Raw genomic sequence first — 19,591 nt, 5'->3', positions numbered from 1 at the left:
ACGGCCGTGTCGAGACCCGATCAGGCATGGCGTGAGTGCACACGGGAACCGGCTGGCCTGTCCGCCGGCATCCGTGCCTCGACCACCAGCGACGAGGTCGCCGAGGTCCTTGCGGAGGTGACCGCCGCATACGACGACGTCCTCGCTCTCGCCGGAGTCGTCATCGCCACGGCCGGCTTCCACCAGGACCTCGGCGTTGCCGCGGACCCTCCGGCGGCGGAGGGCCTGCCCTGCTGCCCCCAGCCGAAGCCCGTCTCTCCTGCCGCCGAAGCCTTCTGTCCCCCCCTTTCGTTTCTCCCCGAGGAGCCCATGCACGACCACGAGCAAGACCACGATGTGGAGGGGTTCGCCGCCGTTCTGGCCGGTGAGCTGTCCGGCCGCTGGAGCGTGGACTACCGCCGGCACGCCAACCGTGCGGAGCAGATGGCCCGCGCCGCTGCGGTGTGGGACATGAACATCGTCGCCGACGCCATCGCCACCAAGGCGCTGCACCATGACGCGATCCTCACCCACGGCAGCGGCACCCGCCTCTACCTCACCGGCAGGCCGGGCCACGAGGACGATTTCCTCGTCGCCGCCATCGCCCCGGCTCTGCCGCCGGAGGCGTTCGGGGGTGTGCGCGAGCCCGACGGTATCGCCGTTCCCGCCGACCCGGAAGCCGCCGCCCAGATGGTCCAGGCCGGGCTGCTGCCCCGCTACCAGGCGGCCCTCGACCTGGTCCTGTCCCAGTCGATCCGGCTGGGGCTGGAGGAGTCGCTGACGCTGACCTGGTCCGGCACCGACCTCCATGCCCACGCCCCGTCGACGCCGGTGCGGGAGATCCTCACCGAGCACGGCTTCACACCGTCCCCCGCCGGTGGGACGCTGGTCCTCGCCGGAGACGACAGCGCCCTTCAGGCCAGGACCATCCGCACCGTCGGAGCGCGGCTCGCCATGCTCGGCACCAGCCTCGCCCTGCGGCACCCGGCACCCCGTTTCAGCCCCGACAGCACCGCGATGGCCCCGGCGCAGCAGGCCCGGCCCGCCGCCCGGGTCCGATGACACCGCGCCCCCAATCCGCCATCGGCCGGACAGCGCCCCCGCAGCCTCCCCCGCCCGGGGCCGAACCTCCTGAACCTTCCCCATCCCGGGCCAGGTCCCGGGATGGCCGCGGCCCGGAGGGCCAACGCCGTTCTCCCTTCCCTCCTGTCATCGAAGACCCCATTCCCCGCCTCCCCGGTCCCAGCTGGCCGCACCGCTGCATGTCCCTGCTGCGCCGGACCGCCGCCCGCCCGGCCCCCGTCCGCCGGCGCACCCCCGTCTCCTATGAACGTCCCGAGCGGGACAACGTGCCGCATATCCCGGCCTTCTGGGGTCCGGTCCGCAGGCCGAGCCGCCGCCAGGACTTCTGACCCCCGCCCCCTTGTGTCCCGCTGTCCGGAGGACCATGACCGACCCGACACCCGCCCCTGTCCAGCGTGCCCGTGAGATCGCCCGCCAGATCGACCAACTGGCCGGGCGCCTCATCCAGGCCCCGCCCTTGCTCGCCGCGCAGATCATCAGCGAGGTCCTCGACCCCGAGGAGGGAATCCTCGGCCGCTTCACCACCCTGATGGCCACCGGCTCCCACTTCGCCAAATCCCATGCTGAGCACGGACTGCTCCCGCCCGAGGTGTGGCTCGCTCTCGGCCGAGCCGCGAACGAACTCCATGACATCGGCCTGGATCTGGACGAGCACACCGACACCCTGCGCGACCTCGCCACGCCCAAACCGCCCGGCAGTACCCCCACACCTCCGGCCGCCTCCCCCCTGATCGCACGGCGGCACCGGTGAACCATCCCCAGGGCTGGGCCGGATGGCACGACCAGCCCCAGCAGCACTACCTCATCGAGCCCCGCTACCTCGCCGGCGGAGGCGACCTGCGCCACATCACCGAGTTCCTGCGCGCCTGCGGCTGGAAGAACCGCTCGAAGACCAGGGGCCCGATCGTCCTCGACAGCCCGACGAAGTCCGTCCGGATCATGTTCGACCCGCTCAGCCAGCCGGGCGGCTGGACCATCCGCGGGAAATCCGCCGGCCATCAGCCGCCGTGGGAAGCGAAGTTCGGCATCCGGACCCCCGTCGAGATCATCGCCGGGCTCACCGACGCCCTCACCCAGCCCCCCTCCGCCCACGCACCCAACGTCTGGGCCCCGCTGGACACCCAGGGCTGGAACACCCGCAGCGGACAGCACGTCACCGCCACCAGCCCCGACCGCAACGCCTTCGTGCAGTTCCACCAGTCCTCACCGGGCCAGGCGCACTGGTGGATCGGGGCCCGCAACGAACACGGACGGGCCTGGGACGCGGAACTGTCATCAACGACGCCGCTGTATCTGGTGCAGGCGCTCACCACCGCACTGGCCGACCCCCAGCCCGTGATGCGCCCGCGAGGCATGTTCGCGCCCAGCGACCGCATCCGCACCACCTCCGTCTCCCTGCGCCCCTCCGAACTCGGCGCCTGGCAGCAGGCACGCATCACCGCCGCCCGCGCCGCCACCTGGGCCCGCTCCTCCTGGGCCACCGCCCGCCCCCGCAGCCCCAGACCCGACACCCGTATCCCGACCGGATACGCCACCGGCCGCCGCTGACCCCGCCAGGCCCGGCCGGCCCCAGGGCCACCGCAGCCGCCGATCCCCCCGAACGCCGAGTTCGGCCCCACGGCAGAAAGACAGGCCGACATGCCAGCCCATTCGCCGGACCATCTCGACTTCCTCGGCCTCTTCCTGCGCCAGGCCAAGATCATCGTGGAGACCTTCGACCAGAACCCCGCCCAGCAGCAGGAGGACGGACAGCCCGTCGACATCGACGCATACAGCTGGGCCGCCCACCGCCGCGACCGCCTCATCTGGATCGCGTTCCTGTCCATCCGGGTACAGGTCCCGCAGCTCCTCGCCACCGCGACGGCACAGCTCGACCAGCTCCCCGCCCCCTCGCGCGCACCGTGGGCGGCCAGGCTCCGGGCGCTGGGCCGGGCGGCCGAGGCCCTGGACCGCGAGCACGAGGACACCGTCGAACGCCTCCGCGGCCACTTCGCCGGCCCCGGCGCGAACCTGGAGACCGCCGACCTGATCCTCACCGAATTCTTCGACGAGGCGTGGCATCCGCTGGAGATCTGGGCCATCAGCGGGCACACGGTGATCGAACTGAACAGCATGGTCCATCCCGCCAACGCGCCGGCCGGCTCCCCCGCACCGGCGGTATCTCGCCGCAGGCCGCACACGGTCACGGCCACCGAGCGGCCCGCCCAGGGTCCGGGGACGCCGCCGGCGCCGGGGCCCCACCGTGCCGGTGGCCAACGTTGCTGAGGCCGGAGCAACTGGAGGCTTTCACCGCCGACCACGAGAGCAGCCTCCTCGACGACGTGTCACCCCGGTATCTGGCCGGCCCGGGGGACGCACGGCACGTCACCCACGCCCTGGCCGCCGCGGGATGGACGGTGCGGTCCGACCCTCTGACAGCGGTCGTCGACATGATCAGCCCCGACCACCTCCACCGGCTCCGTCACGAACCCCAGGCCACCTGGAACAGCAGGACCTGGCAGGTGAGCAGCAACGCTCCGGGCGCGTTCTGGTCCGCGTCCTTCGGGCCGGTCCCGGCGGAGATCCTCGCCGGCTTCACCGACGGCCTTCTCCTTCCCGCCCCCGCAAAGGACCTGCCGGAGGTGTGGGACCTGCTGTCCGGGGCGGGCTGGGACCACACCGTCCACCCCGACGGCAACGCGGAGGCCCGGTCCCCGGACGGGCTGGTCCACATCGCTCACCGGCCCGACAGCCAGGACGTCGAAGACCCCCGTTTCTGGCGTGTCGAAGTCGTTCCCCGTCCGGACGAAGGGGCTCCCGTGTGGATGGCCTCGATCCGGAACGCATGCCCAGCGCATCTGGTCCACGGTCTGGCCCGCGCGCTGACCGCCCCGGCACCACTGCGACGCAACTGGCAGCAGCCCCTCGGGCATTACCGGGCCCGGCGCACCGAGAGCCCCATGGTGCCCGCTGACTACGTCCGGGCCCACCACGACCGCGTCGACTCGATCCGCACGCGAGTCCGGGCCGCCCGCCGCCATCCCGAGCAGGCCCCCACTCCCAGCCCACCGCCCTCCCCGGCACTCTCATCCCCTCGACGACAGGCACGGTGAAACCCCCATCCCGTACACCCACCAGCACACCCACGGTCCCGGTCCGGACGAGCTGCTCGCCGGCTTCCTGAACACTCTGGACCGGCTCCAGACCGCGTGGGACACGCGCATCGACACCCACACCGACCCCAGCGGCGAACCCTACGACGACGAGGCCCACCAGCAGGCCGAACAGGAGCGCAACGCCCAAGCCTGGGACGCCTGGGAAGCACTCGCCGGCATCGCGGCACGGCTCGTCGCCTCCGCCGAACAGCGCCGCCCCCAGCTCCCGGACCGGACCGCCCAGCCCCGGTGGGGGTGGCAGCTCGGCGTCCTGACCGGCCTTACCAGCCAGCTCGACACGGTCGCCACCACCGCCGAGGAAGCTCTCAGCGCACTGCCGCCCGGAACCGGGCCAGGCAGCGAGGCATACGGGGCCGTACTCACCGACCGGAACGCGGCGGCCTGGCCGCTGCTGGAGGAATGGGCCCTGCACGCCCCCGCCGTCACCGGCATCCGCGCCGCAGCCGGACCCGGGCAGCCCCGGCCCGCCACCCACGTCCCCGCGCAGCCCGCCCCCGCCTCCGTGTCCCGGCCGGTGCGGCGATGACCCCGGCCAGCACCGTCGACATGTGCCTCATCGCACCCCGCTCCCTGGCCGACGGCGGAGACCCGGGATGGATCATCGTCCCGCTCCACCGGGCCGCAGGCTGGAGCCACGGCCACGACCCCCTGATGCCCCGGGTCATCCTCTCCAGCCCCGACCAGAAGGCACTCCTGAGGCTGGAGCCCGCCACCGACGGCCCGTGGTGGACGCTCCAGCACACCGCCGACGCCGGGAAGCCCGCCTGGCACGCAAGCTTCGGCGGGCGCACCCCCGTCGAGATCATCGCCGGCGCCACCGACGCCCTCACCCACCCCCGCACCACAGCACAGACGGACCCCTACGAACCGCTCCTGGAGCAGGGCTAGCTGCCCGGCCGCGACCACGACGGCCTCATGTCGCCCGACGGCTTCACCACGGTCGATCACTTCACCCACGACGGCACCGACGCCTGGTTCGTGACCGCCACCGTCAGCGGCGACCCCGAGGGCCGCCTGTGGGAAGCCAGTTTCTCCGGCACCACTCCGACCGCGGTGATCACCGGCTTCACCCGGGCACTCGCCGATCCCGCGCCCGTGCGCCGGGACCCGCTCCATCTCTCACCCAGCACGCGCCACCACGCCCTGATCGCCGTCCGTGAGGTTCCCGCTGCCGATCTCGCCTCCGCGCTGGAAGACCGCATCCAGCACCTGGCCACGGCCCCGAACCCGCACAACGCCCAGCCCTCACCACGGGCCCGGCCAAACCAACCGCGAACCCGCTGACCACGCTCCCGCTTCCCTCGGACTCCTCGAACCTTGCCGAACTCCCCCTCCGTCTCCAGCAGTCCCGGCACCGACCTCGCTTTCAAAGCGCTCCTCGGCCTGTTCGGCGTCGCCGTACCGGCCGCCAACCTGGCCTGGATCACCGGCAACCTCACCCACACCGTCAGCGGAGGCTCGTGGGCGCCCTACCGGCCCGCAGACGCCCTCCTCCACCCCGACCGCCTCTGGCCCCACCTCGGTGAAACGTCCCTCCTCATCGGGGCACGGATCATCCCCGCCGCCCTCCTGATCGCCCTCGGCGTGATCTGCTCCCTGTACTGGACCCGCCGAGGAGGCGGCCCCGGACGCCGCAAGAAGATCACCGGGACGGCGAAGGCGAAGGACATCGAGCCGCTGCTGGCCAAGGCGATCACCGCCAAGGCCCGCAGTCTGCGCCCGAGCCTGAAGGACGCGAAGACCATCACACCGGCCGAGACCGGCATCCTCCTCGGCAACCTCCAAGGGACACGCACCGAGGTGCGAATGGGGTACGAGGACGTGGCCGTGGCGATCATGGCCCCGCGCTCCGGGAAAACCACCTCGCTGGCCATCCCGTCCATCCTCGCCGCGCCCGGCCCCGTTCTGCTGACCTCCAACAAGGCGGCAGGCGACGCCTACACGGCCACCCTCGACGCGCGGACGGCAGCGGGGCGGGTGTGGACGATGGACCCGCAGCAGATCGCCCACGCGGAGCGGAGGATGTGGTGGAACCCCCTCGCCGGGGCGAAATCACTCGACGGCGCGGGCCGCCTCGCCGGGCATTTCCTCGCCGCGAGTGTGGATGCCTCCCAGCAGGGCGACTTCTGGTCCAAGGCCGGATCCAACATCCTGTCGCAGGTGTTCCTCGCCGCGGCCCTCGACGAGCGGCCGGTCACCGATGTCATGGACTGGCTCGCCTTCCCCGCCAACCGCACCCCGCTCGACATTCTGCGCGACCACGGTTTCACCGCCGTCGCCGCACAGTTGAAGGGCACCGTGGAAGGACCGCCTGAGACCCGGGACGGCATCTACGAGACCGCCCGCCAGTACGCCGCCGCCCTCCTCAACAGCGAGATCGCCGCCTGGGTCACCCCCCAGAAGGAGATACCGGAGTTCCGGCCCGCCGATTTCGTCACCGGCACCGACACCCTGTTCCTGCTGTCGAAGGACGGCGGCGGCGGAGCCTCCGCGCTGATCGCCGCGTGCGCGGACTCCGTGATGCGGGCCGCGACCGCCCAGGCCGAACGCGCGGGCGGCAGACTCGACCCGCCGATGCTGGCGATCCTCGACGAAGCCGCCAACGTCTGCAAGATCAGCGACCTCCCGGACCTGTACTCCCACCTCGGATCTCGCGGGATCATCCCCATCACGATCCTGCAGTCCTACCGCCAGGGCCAGAAGGTATGGGGCGATTCGGGCATGGACGCCATGTGGTCCGCCGCGACCATCAAGGTCATCGGCTCCGGCATCGACGACCCGGACTTCGCCGACAAGCTCTCCCGGCTGATCGGCGACCACGACGTCCCCACCACCTCGACCTCCACCTCCGAGTCCGGGAGATCGACCTCCGTCAGCATGAGGCAGGAGAGAATCCTGCCCGCCGACGCCATCCGCGCCCTCCCCAAGGGCACCGCGCTGCTCTTCGCGACCGGGATGCGCGCCGCCATGCTCGACCTGCGCCCCTGGTACACCGAGCCGGGCGCCGACCGCCTGGCCGCCGCCTCCGCCCTCGCATCGAAGGCGATCACCGCCCGCGCCGTCGCCAAGCACGCACCTTCCCCGCCCGTACCGGGGCAGGACGCGTGAACAGTTCCCGGCTGCACCTGGTGCCGGTCCGCTCCCGCGAGGCGAAGGAATTCGTCCGCACCTGGCACCGCCACCATCCACCGCCCGCCGGGCAGATCTTCGCCGTCGGAGCAGTCGACGACAACGGCGTCCTGCGCGCGGTCGCGATCGTCGGCCGGCCCGTCGCCCGCCATCTCGACGACGGCACCACCCTGGAAGTCACCCGGACCGCCACCGACGGCACCCGCAACGCCAACTCCACCCTCTACGGGGCGGCGTGGCGGGCCGCCAAGGCCCTCGGATACCAGCGTCTGATCACGTCCACGCAGGACGGCGAGAGCGGGGCATCGCTGCGCGGCGCCGGCTGGCGCCTGACCGCCCGGCGCCCGCCCCGACCCGGATGGCACACCCCCTCCCGCCCCCGCACCGGCCACGGCAACGACCACACCGCCCGGTTCCTGTGGGAAGCACCCTGACCGAAGGCGGCCAGGCCCTCCGTGACAGGCCGGCCACCGCTCCCCGCCCCCTGCCCTCATGCCAATGCCACGCCTGGAGCGCCTTGCGCAATACCGACCTGAACGCCGAAACCATACTTCTGCACGGCCTCGCCGACGCCCTCGAAAACGTCCACAGCGACGTCCGCTCGCTCGATCTCACCCCCGGCAGCGAACTGCGGCGGCAGATCACCCGGCAGATCATCGCGGTCAACGCCCTGGCCGCGCAGGCGATGGACCGCCTCGCCGCCCTCGACGGCAGCCAGTACACGACCCTCCCCGGCAGCCGTACCACCGTGAAAGCGCTCACCTCCACGGTCCACAGCACCACCATCGCCGCCGCCGAACTCGCCGGCGTCCTGGCCGCCAACCCGCTGCCGGGCACGGCGTTCAACGGGACCCCCTACAACAACACGGTCCGCGCCCTCCTGCACCAGAACGCGGCGCCCCTCATCGAGGAACACCACAGCCAAGCGCTCGAACAGCTCGACCTCGCATCCACCGGCTGCCACTACCTCGCCACGATCATCGCCCGGGACCTCACGACGCACACCGGCCCGAACATCCCCACCCAGGCGGCACCTGCGCTCACACCCCCAGCACGGCGCCGGACGGGTCACACGCGATGAACGACTCAGGAGCCGACAGCCCGCTGTATGCCACCACACCCCGCTTCCTGGCAGGCCCCGGTGACGTACGCCTGGTCACCAGAACCCTGCGAGCAGCGGGATGGACGAGCCACTGTGAGGCGGACACGACCCGCCTCACCTACACCAGTCCCACCGGCGAGTCGACGGTCGCCCTACGGCCCGCGCCCTCCTCCGTCGCCCTGTGGTGGCACCTCTCCGGCAGCCACGAGGGCCGCCCGTGGACAGCATCCTTCGGCGGCAACCTGCCCGCCGAAATCCTTGCCGAGGTCCTCCAGGCCCTCGCAGACCCTCAGCCGCGACAACCCGCGGAGCCCTGGTCCGTACTGACCGCCGCAGGATGGCAGCGCACCCGCGACGACTACGCCTGGCACCCCTCCCAGACCCTGCGGCTCCATCGCGTCGATACCGCCGACCCTGCCGCGACCACGTGGCTCATCGACGTCAGCACGCCCCACGGCTCGCACTTCTGGGACGGTGAACTCGACAGTGTGCCCCTCCACCTCGTCACCGCGTTCGCCACCGCCCTGGCCCGCGACGCACCGGCCCTGCGCGCCAGGAGCGACGTCCCGGACCCGCACTCCGTCACCCAGACCGCGGTCGGAACACACGACATACGGCACGCCCACGGCGCCGGCACACGCTCTTCCGCCACGACCAGTACGGACAAGCCCGGCCCTCCGCCCACCACGCCCGGCGCCCGAGGGCCGCTGCGCTGAAACCCGGGCCCGCGTCCCCGGGCTGCAAGCGATCCGCGCCGACCCCCGTCAAGGACCACGCTCCGTGTACAAACCTCATGACCTGGACAGCCTCACCCACCGCGACGCGATCGACGCCGTCGGCAGGGACATCGACACCCACCCGGTCGCCCTCGCGACCAGCGGGATACTCACCGTCGTCCGGCACATCGCGCTGATCAGCCACCTGGTGACCCGGCTCGCCGCAGACAGCCACTTCCATACCGGCCACTCCCACGAGAGCCCCGGCCAAGGGGACTCCACCAGCACCCAACTGCCCGTCGAAACCCTCACCGCCGCGGCGGGCCCGCTCGCCGAGGCACTCAGCCACGGCACCCGCGCCCTCGGCCACTACGGGCAAGCCCTCGCGCCCCTCGCCGTCCTCTCCCAGCCGCCCCACGTCACCACGCCCCACCACGAGTCGGAAGCGACCGACACGCTGCGCCGCCATCTGCGCAACGCCCGCCGCTCGCTCGCCCAGGCCCGCACCGCACTCCACCGCCCGGCCACCACCACGCCCAATGCCCCCCGGTCTCCCGGCCCCGTAGCGGGCCGCCGCCGCTGACGCACCTCTGCCACCAGCCGACCTTCGAGGACCTCGCATCGCCATCACCGATCACCACGACGTGTTCATCGGCTCGACCGACGACGGCCACACCTTCGTCACCCTGAACGCCCCCATCCCCGGCGCCCGGCAGGCACTGGCCGAGGCCGGGTTCACCGCCCGCTCCCATCACGGGCGCACCCTCTACCTGTTCCCGCCCGGCCCGACCACGGCCGAGGCGCACGAGAAGGCGGGCGTCGCCCTGTACGGGCTCCTCGCGCACACCCTGGACTTCGCCGACCTTGCCTGGACCACCCGCCAGCCCAGCTCAGGCCCCGAACAGGCCGCTGTCCGCATCACCTTCGCCGGCGAGCAGGTCACCGCCACCGCCCGCACCAGCGCTGGCCGTGACATCCTCACCCGGCACGGCTTCCTCACCACCGGCGACATACTCACGCTCCCTCCCGGCCTGAGCGAACGCGACCGAGTCGGCGCCGTCGTCCGGCTGGAAAGCCATCTGTACACCGAAGGCATCACCGTCCACGTCGCTCTCGGTTTCCCCACCGTCGACGCCATCCCGCCGAAGCCAGGCCCGGAGCCCGCACCGGTCCCCGCACCCGGGTGCACGGCCAAGCCCCGCACCCGCTGACGTCCCCGCGCCGGGACCGGCCGGCACGGCAGGAGCCACGGCGCTGTGCCTCGACCCCTGTCGGCGACCGCACAGCCGGACCATGCACCTTCCGGGCCCGACACGACCGGCCCCGGCGCGACTCCCTGACCAGTTCTTCCCCCTGCCCGGTCACCACCCGGAATGTCCCGCCGATGACAGCACCCGACCCCCACGCGCCCCTGTTCGACATGGACGTGCCCCGATCACCGACACCCGTCGAGCAGCTGCTGGCGCTCGCCGGTCTCCACACCCGGCACAACGACCGCATCGATCTCCTCCTCCACGGCCACCCCCACCCCGGCCCCGACACCTACACCGCCTCCGCGCACGGCCTGGAGCGCGAGACGCTCGCCTGCGTCAGGGCCATCCAGCAGCAGCGCCTCCCCGCCGTCGAACCGGTCCCGAGCACTCTGGTAAGGCTGCGTCAGATCGCCTATCTCTCCGGCGGAGCCGCCCGCTACCTCGGCACCGCGCAGCACTCCCTGCCCACGGAAGATGAGCCGGGCCTCCCCCTCGATCGCCGGCGCGGCGCAGGGCAGATGGTGGCCCTGGCCCGGGAACTGACCGCGCTCGCGTCTCCGGCGATCATCGAGTCCGCCGTCCATCTCGCCCCCAGATTCCGCACCCAGGCGCCCGGCAGGGCCGCCGCCGTCGACGGATCCCAGCGCGGCGTCCTGCTCATGGTCGCCCGGGGGCACCTCACCATCGTCGGCCAGGGCGACCGCGTCTACGGCGACTCCGTGCCGGTCGACGCCCAGGCGCTGCACAGCCTGCACGACCAGCGGCTGCTGATCAGCGAACCCGCCTCGGTACCCCCGCTCTTCCCCGGTGGCCCCCTGCGCGACCGCGCGCACCTGACCGCGCTCGGCATCAGCGCCCTCAGCACCATCCTCCACAGCTCCACAGTCCGGCCCGCAGGGTCCGCTCTCCTTCCCACCGCCTCCCTGGGACCGGCCGACACCGGCCACACACGCCGCTGAAAGACCCGGCGCGCTCCCGCCCGACGACGGCACCGTGTCCCGGCTGCGGGGCGCACCACCCGCGCCCGCCCCGGCCCGCTGCCCGGACCTGGCCGCCCCCGTACGGCCCGGCACCGTGCACCGTCATCGAACTACCGCTCCCCACCAGACCAGAAGGGCGCTTCCTGTGCCTCCTTCCTCCGCCTCCGCGCGCGGAACGGACTTCAGGCTCACCCCCGCCCGCCACCGCGCCCTGGAGATCATCGACCGCCACGACGTGGTCCTGTACCGGGGCTTTCGCGGTCCCTTCCGCGTGATGGCCACCGGGACGTCAGCCCGGATCACCATGCCCGTCATCGACGCGCTGAGCGCCGCCGGGCTCATCGCCCGGGACGTCAGCGTGAGCATCCACTCGGGCCAGCCCCTCCTCCTCACCCCCGCCGGCCGCGCCACCCTCCACGCCGCGGGCACCGCACCGGGCGCCGACGCCCGCGCCGCACCTGCGCCCGCCTCCCGCCAGGGGCCCACCCGCTGACCAGCCCCGCATCCACCACCGGGATCCCGCAGAACAGCACCAGGCACCGCCCCGACTCCCCAGGTCACCGTCGGCTTCCGCGTCCGCAGCACCGGCTCCGCCCAGGGCGCTCCCGCCGTACTGCCCCGAATCCTCCGCACACCACAAGGACTTCCGCATTTCCACCCTCCCCGCATTCCGTGCCCTGTCCCTCGGCGCAGGAGTACAGTCCAGCACTTTGCTCGCCCTCTCCGCCGAAGGCGCACTCCCCAAGGTCGACTACGCGATATTCGCCGACACCGGCTGGGAACCGAAGGCCGTTTACGACCATCTCGACCGTCTGGAACGCGACATAGCGAAGCCCGCCGGAATTGAGATCCTGCGGGTCTCCTCCGGGAACATCCGCCAAGACGCACTCGACCCGGAACACCGTTTCGCATCCATGCCCCTCCATATCCTCAACGAGGACGGCCGTCCGGGAATGACCCGGCGGCAATGCACAGGGGAATACAAGGTAAAGCCGATCAAGAAAAAGGTCCGAGAACTCCTCGGATACCCGTATCCCGCCCGGATCCCAAGGGGTTTGTTCGTCGAGCAGTGGGTCGGTATCTCCACCGATGAATTCCACCGGGCCAAGGACGCCGACGTCAAATACATGCACAACCGACACCCCCTCATCACAGACATGGGCTGGTCCCGGGCCGACTGCGTCCGCTACCTGACATCCATCGGGCTCGCCGAAACCCCCAAATCGAGCTGCCTCGGCTGCCCATTTCACGGCAACGCCCAGTGGCGTGCCATCCGGGACGAGTCACCGGAGGAATGGGCGGATGTCGTGGAATTCGACGCGGCCATCCGGGAGGGGAATGCCCGCGCGAACGCGAACGGGAACCGGCTCCTCGGACAGGCATTCCTGCACCGTTCCAGGGTCCCGCTCGGCGAGGCACCGATCGACCATGTCACCGCCGCCGAATGGGCCGCCCTCCAGCCGGAGATCGACGGGCTGGACGCAGCGCACCTGGAAGAGGGTGCGGTGGACGGCTGCTCCCCCTGGGCCTGCCGCGGATCCGAGCCCGTACGGGACGACTTCGGTCTCACCGCGTGAGGAGAATGGTCCTCGATCTGTTCGCGGGTGCGGGCGGCTGGGGAATCCCCCTGTCGCGGTGGCAGGTGCGGGAAGTCGGCCTGGAATGGGACGAGTGGGCGTGCCGGACGCGGGCCGCGGCCGGGCTGGTGACCATCCGGACCGACATTGCGGCCTATCCGGTGGGGGTGTTCGCCGGGCGGGTGGCGGGGCTGATCGCCTCCCCGCCGTGCCAGGCGTGGTCGATGGCGGGCAAGCGACTCGGCCTTCTCGACCAGCCGCTCGTGCACCAGGCGGTCGCCGACCTCGCGGCCGGACGCGACACCCGCGAGCGGCTCCTCGCGGCCTGCCGGGACGACCGGTCGCTGCTGGCCGCCGAACCGATGCGCTACCTGCGCGCCCTGCACCTGGCGGGTGAGCCGGAGTGGGTGGCGATGGAGGAGGTCCCCGATGTGCTGCCTCTGTGGCGGCAGTATGCGGCCGTCCTGCGTGGCTGGGGTTTCTCGGTGTGGACCGGGATCCTCAACGCCGCCGACTACGGCGTCCCGCAAACGAGGAGGCGGGCGATTCTCCTCGCTTCCCGGGTCCGTTCCGCCGGGCCCCCGCCGCCCACGCACGCCCGCACGGCCGAGCCCGACACGCTGTTCGGTGCCGGCCGCGCCCGGTGGGTGTCGATGGCAGAAGCCCTCGGCTGGGGCGCCACCGACCGGCCGGTGCCGACCGTCTGCGCCGGCGGCGGTCCCGGAGGAGGCGCGGAGCCCTTCCCGTCCGGCTCCCGCAAAGCCCTCTCCGACGCCCGCGACCGCGGCACATGGTCCCCGCGCGGCCACCGCTGCGCCCGGCCGCCGCACTTGCCCGCAGCCGCCCCCGGCTGCGGGCCGGACGCCCCGGGTCCTCGGCCCGGCTGCCGCCGGGATCCCGCGCTCGCCGCCCGGGAGTCCTGGAGGTGGGCCCTGCGCAGCAGCAACCAGGCCCATGCCACTGTCCGGCCAGTTGAGGAGCCGGCGGGCACGCTGTTCTTCGGTCGCCGCGCGAACGAGTGCACCTGGGTCGCCGAGCCGGCCTCACCACCGACAGGAGCAACCGCCGCCCGGGCCGCGCCGGATCCGATCCGGATCACGGCCCGCGAGGCCGGCCTCCTCCAGACATTTCCCGCCGACTACCCCTGGGCCGGGAACAAGGGCCAGCAGTTCTCACAGATCGGCAACGCGGTGCCCCCGCTGCTCGCCGGTCACCTCATCGCGCCGCACCTCGATGTCACCCTGAACGCCGCCGACTTCACCCTGGCAGCCTGATGCCCCCCGCCCCCGAACCCGACGAGGACGACCAGCCCGACACCGCGCCCGCGCCGCGCCCGGTGTTCCACGCCGAGCAGGCCCTCCTCGGTGCCCTCCTCCTCGATCCGCACCGCCTCGCCGACCTGAGCGGGATCACCGCCGCCTCGTTCTCCAGGGCCACGCACTGCGCCCTGTTCGCCGCGATCAGCACGCTGCCCCCGCCCGACCCGGCCGAGCACGCCAGGAACGCCAAGTGGCTCGACCAGGTCCTGGTCACGGCCCGCGAGCAGGCGCGCGGTCTGACCGCCTCCTACCTGCACACCCTGATACACGTCTGCCCCTGGCCCCGCCACACCCCCGCGTACGCGCGGATGATCGAGGCCGAGCACGCCCGCCGCCGCCTGGAAGCCGCCGCCGAACGCCTCGTCCACACCGTCCACGACGCCTCCTTCCCCCAGCCCGTACGGACGGTGCTCGCCGAGGCCGACGAACTCGCGACGGTCGTGGACGGTATCGCGGCACGCTTCCCGCCCCGGGCCGGCACCCTGCCCCGCACCCCCGCTCCACCACCGGTGCCCTCAACCGGACACACCGAGGCCACCGAGGAGGAGCAACTGCTGCTCGCGACCGCCACCGCGCACCCCGCCGACATCGAGGCGGTCCGGTGGCTGCTCGCCGACGACTTCACCCATCCCCCGCACGCCGGACTCTGGCAGTGCCTGACCACCCTCGCCCGCCGCCACGAGCCCGTCGACCCCGTCACCGTCCTGTGGGAGGCCCAGCAGCGCGGCCTCCTCGACGCCGGCAGCACACCGGGCGACGTGCTCCGCCTGCTGGCCGAACCAGCCCTCTGCGTGGAGCACTGGGCCGAACGCACCCTCCAGCGCTCACTCCTGGCCACCGCCGACCACACCGCCCGCCGTATCCAGGCATACGCCCGCGACCCGGCCAACACTCCCTTCCAGCTCGTCACCGGCGCACGCCGGGCCCTCGCCGACCTCGGCGCCATCCGCACCCGCTGGCACCACGCCACCACACCCGCCCCACCACAGCGACCACGCCCCGCGACGACCACCATCCGCGCCGGCCCGCCGACGACTTCACCCACCCGAACCGCCCGAGCCACCCGCTGACACGACCCGCAGGAGAAACCGCACCCCCGATGACCACCACCTCCGTGGACGCCCACGTCGTCCTCGACACTCACCCCGACCACCCCAGCGCCGTCACCGCCACCATCACCGGCACCCAGACCCCCATCCCTCACACGGGCTTGGAAGCAGCCGACTGGATCCCGGTCGCGGAGAACGTCCTGGTCCTGGCCCGCATCGACGGCCAGGAGCCGTACCTGGCCGCAGGGGCAGCCCGGCACCTGGCAGCCGACGGCGTCACCGTCGAGATCACCCCCAGGCTCCGCGAAGCCATCGCCCGGCCCTGGATCTGGGCCCACATGCACCGGTACACCCACACCGAAAGCGACCTGCGTGATCTGTGCAACACAGCGCAGGAGATCCATGACGACATCCACCACGGCCGCCTCCTCATCCACGCCCACGGCCAGAGCACAGACGCGAACCCGGCCACTCTCGCGGTGGGCACCTACGTGAGCACCGGCAAGAGCGTCCATCTGCGCGGCCAGGACCATCTGCGGCAGATCACCAGCACGTTCGACTCACCTGCCCAGGCTCTGCGCCTCTTCGAGCAGCTGTACGGCGACGTACGCCTCGGCTCCGCGCCCCTCACCGACACCGAACTGGAGACCGCCCGCGCCCGCACCACGCTCGCCCTGCATCCGCCCAGAGCAGACTGCGAACCCCCGCAGCCGGAATCCGTCCCGGTGTACGCGGCCGACCCCGGCGACCACGACGCCCTCCTCGACACGTTCCTCACCACCCACGACGACTGGGACAAGTGGCGCACCTGGGACGACGACACCACCCACGCCATCCACGAGTCCCAGACCCTGCGCATCGAACGCATCCACGACACCCCCCGCCACCAGACCGCATGGATCGTGGCCGCCTACGAGAGCCCCGTTTCCGAGCGCATCTGGGTCCTCACCGCGACCGGCGCCACCCCCGCCCCTGTCCTGAAGGAACTGCTGGACCTCCTCGCCGAGGGCCGCGTCTGGGACACCGCCGTCAGCACCACGGTCACCGAGGAGATCGTCACCGCCTCAACACAGCCCCTCACCGACGCCGGATGGACCCACACCCTGAACGGACGATGGATCCGCTGGACCGCCCCCGACGCAAACGCGGGAGTCCAGTTCGACGCCTTCACCGCGCAACGCCCGCACCACAACCTCTCTACCTGGACCATCTGGGCCGGCCCCGACCCCGACCACCCCACCTGGACCCTCACCGCCTCCCCGGGCACCCCCAGCACACTGCTCGCGGACCTCTCCGAGACCCTCGCCCACACGACCGGAACCCGTCTCCCACCGGCCGAAGGCCGGGCAGCGACAGCAGCCCTCGGAGGCACCCCTCCAGCACCGCCCGCACCCCAGGCCGGCCGCACACGCTGAATGACCGACCGGTCCGCCCAACCATGTTGGCGAACCCTGACGTCCCCACCAGGTGAGTGTGAACAGAGCACGGAAAAGCGGTGGTTGAGCACGGGCATCGTGCGCACCAGCGAGTTCCATCCGACGTTGCTGCGGGCGGCGTTCGTTCACGGCTGGATGAGAAGCGACGTGCCACGGCGCGGGAACAAGGAGGGCGACATCTCCCCCGCCGATCTGCGGAACGGCGACGCGCAGTCTCACGTGGCCGCCTGCCGACCGAGTGTTGGGTCGCTCAGGCAGCGAACCCTCTCCTCCCTTGTCGCTTCAAGCCGATTCACAACTCCCACAACAATTCGCCACGGGTGGATGTCCGGCCATTCTCCGCCACACAGACCCCACCCCCACACTCTTCTTCATTTGATCTTACAAATCCTCCCCGGCGGCCAAGAGCACCCCTTCGAGGGACACCGCAAAGGCTTGAACGTGACCCAAGGTGGAGATCATTCTCACGCTCGCATGAAAATCTCACTCCGAGATGAAAACAAGGCGGGTGTACTCCCACTCAGGCGGACCGGCGGTGACACGTCACCGCTGGCCAGGACGGGAAGGCGGACACGGGATGAGCCAGTGGGAAAACGGAGTGGCGGCCAGCCGGATCGCCGGTGCACGGTGGCAGAAGGCCACGGCCAGTGACGCGAAGAACGACTGCGTCGAAGTAGCGAGGATCGGCGAGGATGAATTTGCTGTCCGCAACTCGCGGCACCCGGACGGACCGGCCCTCATCTACACTCTGGCCGAGTGGGAGGCGTTCACGGAAGGGGCGTCAAAAGGGGAGTTCAGCAACCTGCGTGTCTGAAAAGGAGTAGGGGGCACTTGCTCCTGGAGCGGGGGCCGGTCAATCCTGGGCGAGCGGCGGGACCGCCGTTGATCGCAAGGAGTTCAGATGTCCAGGCACATTCTGGCGCTCGTCGGCCAGGAGGGGCAGTTGCCCCCGGCGACGCCGCAAGCCGCGGCACAGCTCATCGGCGCTGTGCTGCGGCATCTGCGTAGCCGTTCCGGGCTTCTCCTGAAGGACGTCGTGCGGGAGATCCCGCAGGTGGGGTCTCTGGCCACCCTGCATCGGATCGAAATGCCCAAACGGATCCCCAAGCCGGAACGGGTTCGCATGCTGCTGGACTTCTACCAGGCTCCTCCCGAGATCCGTGAGGAAGTGGAGATGCTGTTGCGGCAGCCGTGCGATACACGATGGTGGACGAGCTACTCCGACGTCGCTGGCACCATCATGGAATCCCTGTTCGCCCTCGACGCCGATTCCAAAGTGATCACGACCTGCCATCAGATCCTCATCCCCGGAATGCTCCAGACCGCGGGCTACGCACGCGCTGTCATGACCGATTTCTACGGCACCCACCCCGATCCGAAGAAACGGGCGGAGAACCTCGCAACCGTCGAACGGCGGCTGGAGCTGCGCCTGCGCCGCCAGCACCTCCTCGACCAGCCCGACGCCCCGGAGTTCAGCGCTCTGATCGCCGAACAGGCCGTGCGGAAGGAACTCGGCGGCAGGAACGTGATGCGTGAACAGTTGCGTCACCTGTTCAGCATCTCCGAGAACAAGCCCCACGTGCACATCCGCATCCTGCCGGAGTCGGCCCTGCGGTCCAGGAATCCCGCTCACCCCGCCATGACGCTGTACAAGCCGCACGACAGCGCCTCCGGGCGCACGGTCTACCTCGAAGACATGAACCGGGGCGGCACCCTGTACGCCGACGGCGACGACCTGGAGACGTTCCAGGCGTCCATCGAGGAGTGGTGGGCGAAGGCGTACTCGAAGGAGAAGACCCAGGACTGCCTCCAGGACTGCATCGAGGGCCTCTCCGCCACCGGGGACGGCGGGCCGTAGTCACCTTATGCGTGCCACAGCGCCGTACTCGATCCATTCCGTGCTGCTCTGACGCGGTGCGAGGTCACTGTCGGGCAGCCAGTGCGACACCTCCACCGGACCGTCGGACTCCAGTACCTCCAGGCCGTGGAAGTAGCGCTCGACGGCTTCTATCGACCGGACCCGGCCCCACTGTCCGTTCGTGGCCCCCCGCATGAACTGGGTCAGCTGGTCACGCACGCCAGGGTCTTCGCTCGCCAGTTGCGAGATCACCACGTAACTCCCCGGCGGCAGCAAGCCGGCGACCCTGTCGACCAGCGCCCACGGGTCGTCGTCGTCATCGATGCAGTGCAGCACACTCACGAACAGGGCCGCCACCGGCTGGGAGTCACGCAGCAGCCGTCTGACCTCCGCGCTCTCGAAGATATCGGAGGTGTTCCGCATGTCGGCGTCCAGAACGGCCGTCGTCTCCGGATCCTCGGCCAGCATCATGCGCCCGTGACCGAGAACGATCGGATCGTTGTCGATGTACACGACTTCGCTGGACGGGTCGACCTCCTGCGCGACCTGGTGGACATTCGGCCGGGTCGGCAGGCCCGAGCCGTGGTCGAGGAACCGGCGCACCCCGTGCTCGCGGGCGAGATATCTGACAGCGCGGACAAGATAAGCGCGGTTCGCCAGCGCTAAATCGCGTGTGCTCGGGGCAAGATCCAGCAATTCCTGGCAAGCAACCCGGTCCACCTGATAATTGTCCGTGCCGCCCAGGAGGTAGTCGTACATTCTGGCAACACTTGGCCTGCTGAGGTCAACGATGAGGCACTCCCCACGCTCGCACGCCGCGCCCACCTGCGGTGACGCGGGCTCCCGACGGTGGGAGCCATGCTAGGAGAGTTGTTCATCCCTGTGCTACCCGCAGCCACCAACGGGCGACGCACCGCCGAATCAAATCAGCCGCGGGCCAATACCCCGGATGCTC

At 71.2% G+C, this 19,591-nt stretch carries 23 protein-coding genes; 22 read left to right on the top strand and 1 reads right to left on the bottom strand.

The window, feature by feature from the left end; translation table 11 throughout:
• The first annotated feature begins 6 nt into the window (after window positions 1–6).
• From ACFRFC_RS05710 to ACFRFC_RS05605, 22 genes are all read left to right on the top strand, one after another.
• Complete coding sequence (locus ACFRFC_RS05710; RefSeq protein WP_382683001.1) at window positions 7–1,041, top strand: hypothetical protein; 1,035 nt, start codon at window positions 7–9, stop codon at window positions 1,039–1,041.
• A 200-nt stretch (window positions 1,042–1,241) separates the two neighbouring features.
• Window positions 1,242–1,391: a hypothetical protein gene (locus ACFRFC_RS05705; protein ID WP_382683004.1), complete on the top strand. Its 150-nt coding sequence runs from the start codon at window positions 1,242–1,244 to the stop codon at window positions 1,389–1,391.
• Between the two features lie 35 nt (window positions 1,392–1,426).
• Window positions 1,427–1,813: a hypothetical protein gene (locus ACFRFC_RS05700; protein WP_382683006.1), complete on the top strand. Its 387-nt coding sequence runs from the start codon at window positions 1,427–1,429 to the stop codon at window positions 1,811–1,813.
• A complete protein-coding gene (locus tag ACFRFC_RS05695) occupies window positions 1,810–2,610 on the top strand; it encodes a DUF317 domain-containing protein (RefSeq protein WP_382683009.1) in 801 nt (266 codons plus the stop codon). The genes ACFRFC_RS05700 and ACFRFC_RS05695 overlap by 4 nt, the downstream gene beginning before the upstream one ends.
• A 90-nt stretch (window positions 2,611–2,700) precedes the next feature.
• Window positions 2,701–3,327: a hypothetical protein gene (locus ACFRFC_RS05690; protein WP_382683012.1), complete on the top strand. Its 627-nt coding sequence runs from the start codon at window positions 2,701–2,703 to the stop codon at window positions 3,325–3,327.
• Window positions 3,321–4,154 carry a DUF317 domain-containing protein gene (locus tag ACFRFC_RS05685; RefSeq protein WP_382683015.1) on the top strand — a complete coding sequence of 278 codons (834 nt, stop codon included), beginning with the start codon at window positions 3,321–3,323 and terminating at the stop codon, window positions 4,152–4,154. The genes ACFRFC_RS05690 and ACFRFC_RS05685 overlap by 7 nt, the downstream gene beginning before the upstream one ends.
• Before the next feature lie 585 nt (window positions 4,155–4,739).
• Window positions 4,740–5,105, top strand: a complete 366-nt coding sequence (locus tag ACFRFC_RS05680) for a DUF317 domain-containing protein (RefSeq protein WP_382683017.1) — start codon at window positions 4,740–4,742, stop codon at window positions 5,103–5,105.
• Window positions 5,106–5,132: 27 nt separating this feature from the next.
• Window positions 5,133–5,501: a DUF317 domain-containing protein gene (locus ACFRFC_RS05675; protein WP_382683019.1), complete on the top strand. Its 369-nt coding sequence runs from the start codon at window positions 5,133–5,135 to the stop codon at window positions 5,499–5,501.
• 33 nt (window positions 5,502–5,534) lie between these two features.
• Entirely contained in the window at window positions 5,535–7,325 is a 1,791-nt protein-coding gene (locus tag ACFRFC_RS05670; RefSeq protein ID WP_382683022.1) for a type IV secretory system conjugative DNA transfer family protein, read from the top strand.
• Window positions 7,322–7,780, top strand: a complete 459-nt coding sequence (locus tag ACFRFC_RS05665; protein ID WP_382683024.1) for an XF1762 family protein — start codon at window positions 7,322–7,324, stop codon at window positions 7,778–7,780. Before ACFRFC_RS05670 ends, ACFRFC_RS05665 begins: the two co-directional genes overlap by 4 nt.
• An 83-nt stretch (window positions 7,781–7,863) precedes the next feature.
• Window positions 7,864–8,427, top strand: coding sequence for a hypothetical protein (locus tag ACFRFC_RS05660; RefSeq protein ID WP_382683026.1), 564 nt, complete (start codon window positions 7,864–7,866; stop codon window positions 8,425–8,427).
• Window positions 8,424–9,164 (top strand): DUF317 domain-containing protein, encoded by a 741-nt coding sequence (locus tag ACFRFC_RS05655; protein WP_382683029.1) that lies wholly within the window; start codon window positions 8,424–8,426, stop codon window positions 9,162–9,164. The genes ACFRFC_RS05660 and ACFRFC_RS05655 overlap by 4 nt, the downstream gene beginning before the upstream one ends.
• A 64-nt stretch (window positions 9,165–9,228) precedes the next feature.
• Window positions 9,229–9,747: a hypothetical protein gene (locus ACFRFC_RS05650; RefSeq protein WP_382683032.1), complete on the top strand. Its 519-nt coding sequence runs from the start codon at window positions 9,229–9,231 to the stop codon at window positions 9,745–9,747.
• Window positions 9,748–9,808: 61 nt separating this feature from the next.
• Complete coding sequence (locus ACFRFC_RS05645; protein ID WP_382683035.1) at window positions 9,809–10,375, top strand: hypothetical protein; 567 nt, start codon at window positions 9,809–9,811, stop codon at window positions 10,373–10,375.
• Between the two features lie 173 nt (window positions 10,376–10,548).
• Window positions 10,549–11,376 (top strand): hypothetical protein, encoded by an 828-nt coding sequence (locus ACFRFC_RS05640; protein ID WP_382683037.1) that lies wholly within the window; start codon window positions 10,549–10,551, stop codon window positions 11,374–11,376.
• 166 nt (window positions 11,377–11,542) lie between these two features.
• The gene (locus ACFRFC_RS05635; RefSeq protein WP_382683039.1) at window positions 11,543–11,890 is read left to right on the top strand and encodes a hypothetical protein; all 348 of its coding nucleotides are present in this window, start codon (window positions 11,543–11,545) and stop codon (window positions 11,888–11,890) included.
• 217 nt (window positions 11,891–12,107) lie between these two features.
• Window positions 12,108–12,974, top strand: a complete 867-nt coding sequence (locus ACFRFC_RS05630; RefSeq protein ID WP_382683040.1) for a hypothetical protein — start codon at window positions 12,108–12,110, stop codon at window positions 12,972–12,974.
• Window positions 12,975–12,979: 5 nt separating this feature from the next.
• A complete protein-coding gene (locus ACFRFC_RS05625; RefSeq protein WP_382683728.1) occupies window positions 12,980–14,248 on the top strand; it encodes a DNA cytosine methyltransferase in 1,269 nt (422 codons plus the stop codon).
• The gene (locus ACFRFC_RS05620; RefSeq protein WP_382683043.1) at window positions 14,248–15,363 is read left to right on the top strand and encodes a DnaB-like helicase N-terminal domain-containing protein; all 1,116 of its coding nucleotides are present in this window, start codon (window positions 14,248–14,250) and stop codon (window positions 15,361–15,363) included. Before ACFRFC_RS05625 ends, ACFRFC_RS05620 begins: the two co-directional genes overlap by 1 nt.
• A 29-nt stretch (window positions 15,364–15,392) precedes the next feature.
• A complete protein-coding gene (locus ACFRFC_RS05615) occupies window positions 15,393–16,757 on the top strand; it encodes a DUF317 domain-containing protein (protein WP_382683046.1) in 1,365 nt (454 codons plus the stop codon).
• Between the two features lie 598 nt (window positions 16,758–17,355).
• Window positions 17,356–17,592, top strand: a complete 237-nt coding sequence (locus ACFRFC_RS05610; RefSeq protein WP_382683047.1) for a DUF397 domain-containing protein — start codon at window positions 17,356–17,358, stop codon at window positions 17,590–17,592.
• An 87-nt stretch (window positions 17,593–17,679) separates the two neighbouring features.
• A complete protein-coding gene (locus ACFRFC_RS05605; protein ID WP_382683050.1) occupies window positions 17,680–18,636 on the top strand; it encodes a helix-turn-helix domain-containing protein in 957 nt (318 codons plus the stop codon).
• Here ACFRFC_RS05605 and ACFRFC_RS05600 read toward each other — a convergent pair whose 3' ends face one another.
• Window positions 18,637–19,461 (bottom strand): SAM-dependent methyltransferase, encoded by an 825-nt coding sequence (locus tag ACFRFC_RS05600; RefSeq protein WP_382683053.1) that lies wholly within the window; start codon window positions 19,459–19,461, stop codon window positions 18,637–18,639.
• Window positions 19,462–19,591: the final 130 nt, after the last annotated feature.

Origin of the sequence: Streptomyces sp. NPDC056734, assembly GCF_042790455.1 — a bacterium.
Taxonomy (GTDB): Bacteria; Actinomycetota; Actinomycetes; order Streptomycetales; family Streptomycetaceae; genus Streptomyces.
Note: the sequence above shows the minus strand (reverse complement) of the source record. Positions and strands in the feature narration are given on the sequence as shown.